The sequence below is a fragment of the Protofrankia sp. CiP1_Cm_nod4 genome (genome assembly GCF_982290645.1).
The window spans coordinates 2,495-5,090 of record NZ_CEVIVC010000230.1; the positions used below are offsets into that span (position 1 = coordinate 2,495).

Here is a 2,596-nt window from a genome sequence, read left to right on the forward strand (position 1 = left end):
CCGCCGCGGAACGACAGACCGGGATACGGCGGGCCGGGATACGAACCTGCCTCATTGACCGGCCCGTCCTGAGTGCCTCCCACTCATTCACAGCCGGACCGTACCCAGCGGCCGGGCCAGTGACGCATTGATCATTGAAATGGCCGGTGTCAAACGGACGACGATAACCATTTGTACAACGCGCGAATGCGGAGAGTAACCTTCTCCGCGAGTGCTTCATATCCCCTCCCTCATCGTCCCGTCCGACGCCTGAGTGCTTTCAGAGGTTGCGTCCGCTCGGCGACCGATTTGGCCGGACGAGACGCGAGGCGCCTCGTCCGCGCCGGGAAGTCACAACCAGTGACCCGGAGGCGGCGGGTAACGTCGCCCCGAGCGGGCGCGCCGGCCGGGCCGGCCGGGCCGGCCGACGGACCAGCCCGCAACAGCCCGACACGGAACAGCCCTACACGCGACAGTCCTAAGCACAACAGCGCGACACGCAACAGTTCGACACACAATAGTTCGACGCGGTAAAGACCCCGGACCGACACAAGGGTCCGGCCCCCGACCACGGAGGCGCGATGGCAGTCGTTCTCGGCCCCAACAGGTACGGAAAAGCGGAGATCAGGCTCGTCCACATCGAGCGCTCGACACCGGTGCACCGGATCCGGGACATCAGCGTCACGTCGGCGCTGTGGGGCGACTTCACCAGCGCGCACGTCGACGGTGACAACAGTCACATCCTGGCCACCGACACCCAGAAGAACACCGTCCACGCGTTCGCCCGCACAGGCGGTGTCGGTGAGATCGAACAGTTCGGCCTGCGGCTCGCCCGGCACTTCACCACCGCCACCCCGTGGGTCACCGGCGCGCGGCTGGAGATCGCAGAATACGGCTGGCAACGGATCGAGGTGGACGGCCACGGGCACGACCACGCGTTCCTCCGCACCGGCGGCGAATACCGGACGGCGACGGTCACCGTCGACCGGGACACCGCGCATGTCGTTTCCGGGACAGCCGGCCTGGTCGTACTGAAGTCGACCGGTTCGGCATTCCGGGGATTCATCCGGGACAACTACACTACACTGGCCGGAACGGACGACCGCGTCCTGGCGACCGAAATCACCGCCCGCTGGCGCTGCACGAGCGCCGCCGTCGATTTCGGCACGTTGTTCCCGAGCATCCGGGCGACATTGCTCGAGACGTTTGCCCAGGTCCCCAGCAGCGCGCTGCAACAGACCCTGTACGCCATGGGACGAGAGGTCCTCGCCGCCCATGCCGAAGTGGCCGAAATCCGGCTGTCCATGCCGAACAGGCACCATTTCCCGGTCGACCTGACGCCCTTCGGGCTGGACAATCCCGACGTCGTCTTCCAGGTGGCCGACCGGCCATATGGAAAAATCGAGGGGACTGTCCTGCGGGACGACGTGCCCGCGGCGGAGTCAGCCTGGTAGACGTTCCCCGACGACGACGGCGGCCGGCCGGCTGCGCGTCATCCCGGCTGGTGGGCTCGGACTCGTGGTCACGAGGGGGCCGGGCGCGCCGCTGACAGCCGGAGGGGATCCCCGGCCGCGGCCGCCAGGCGCTGTGCGGCGCTGCCCCGGTTGACCGCGAGCGCCACCAGGCCCGCGGAGTCGACGTAGACGACAAGCTCGCCGGGAGCCACCGAGGCGAACGTGATCCCGAACACGGCCGTGGTCACCACGGTGCCCACGACGACGCGGAGCAGATGGCCGGGCCGCATCCCGGCCGAGGCCAGCAGGGCCGCGTCCGCGGCCACCTGCACGTTGCCGTAGGTGTCGACGGTGACCACCTCGGCCTCCACCTCGACCCCCACCGGCGCTGCCCCGCCGGTCACGCCCGGCTCTCCGGTGCGCACCTCCCCAGCGGCGGGGCCGACCCAGGCTGGACGGCCATCAACCAGGCTGGCGCCGCACGAACGAGCATCAGCCGGACAGGCATCAGCCGGACCCGGGGCCGCCGGACAGGCACCGGCCGGGCCCGGGTCGGCCGGGCCCGGGTCGGCCGGGCGGGCATGTACCAGGCGGGAGACCGGTGGTGCCAGCCGCAGCAGCCCATGCGGATCAATCTGTTCCCCGAGCGTCGCCGGATCCCGGCCGGCCGCGACCGCGGCGGCGGCGGGGGCGAACACGTCCCGCCCGTGGAAGGTCGCCGGCACCCCGTGCGGGACGGCCAGCGCCACCGCGGCGCGCACTCCCCCGAGCACGTCGGCCGCGGGCGGCAGCAGCCCGTTGTCCGGGCCGACGAGCACGCCCCGCGGGGCGGAGACGACCAGCGCCCGCCGGGAGGTGCCGACCCCCGGGTCGACGACCGCGAGATGTACCGCGGGCGGCAGGTGACCGACCGTCTGGGCGAGCACGACCGACCCCCGCCGTACGTCACCGGCGGGCACCAGATGGCTGATGTCGATGATCCGCACGCCGGGCGCGTGCCGTAGCAGCACCCCGTGACAGGCCGCCACGAACCCGTCGCCGAGCCCGTAGTCGGTCAGGAAGCTCACATAACCCACACGACCCACGTGCCCCCACCGCCACCCATGTGATCAGCACCGTCCACCCAAAGATCCACTCCACCCACCCCACGGCCACCCCATATC

2 protein-coding genes are annotated in these 2,596 nt (G+C 70.6%); one reads left to right on the forward strand and one right to left on the reverse strand.

Going from position 1 to position 2,596, the window contains the following annotated elements; all coding sequences use genetic code 11:
- Positions 1 to 560: 560 nt before the first annotated feature.
- A complete protein-coding gene (pucL, locus tag AC5LSR_RS23330; protein ID WP_250290811.1) occupies positions 561 to 1,433 on the forward strand; it encodes a factor-independent urate hydroxylase in 873 nt (290 codons plus the stop codon).
- 68 nt (positions 1,434 to 1,501) lie between these two features.
- On the opposite strand, the gene AC5LSR_RS23335 is transcribed toward pucL, so the two are convergent.
- Entirely contained in the window at positions 1,502 to 2,509 is a 1,008-nt protein-coding gene (locus AC5LSR_RS23335) for an SAM hydrolase/SAM-dependent halogenase family protein (RefSeq protein WP_493469038.1), read from the reverse strand.
- Positions 2,510 to 2,596: the final 87 nt, after the last annotated feature.

Coding starts and splice junctions, on each gene's coding strand:
- pucL (WP_250290811.1), top strand. CDS start 561: ATGGCAGTCGTTCTCGGCCCCAACAGGTACGGAAAAGCGGAGATCAGG.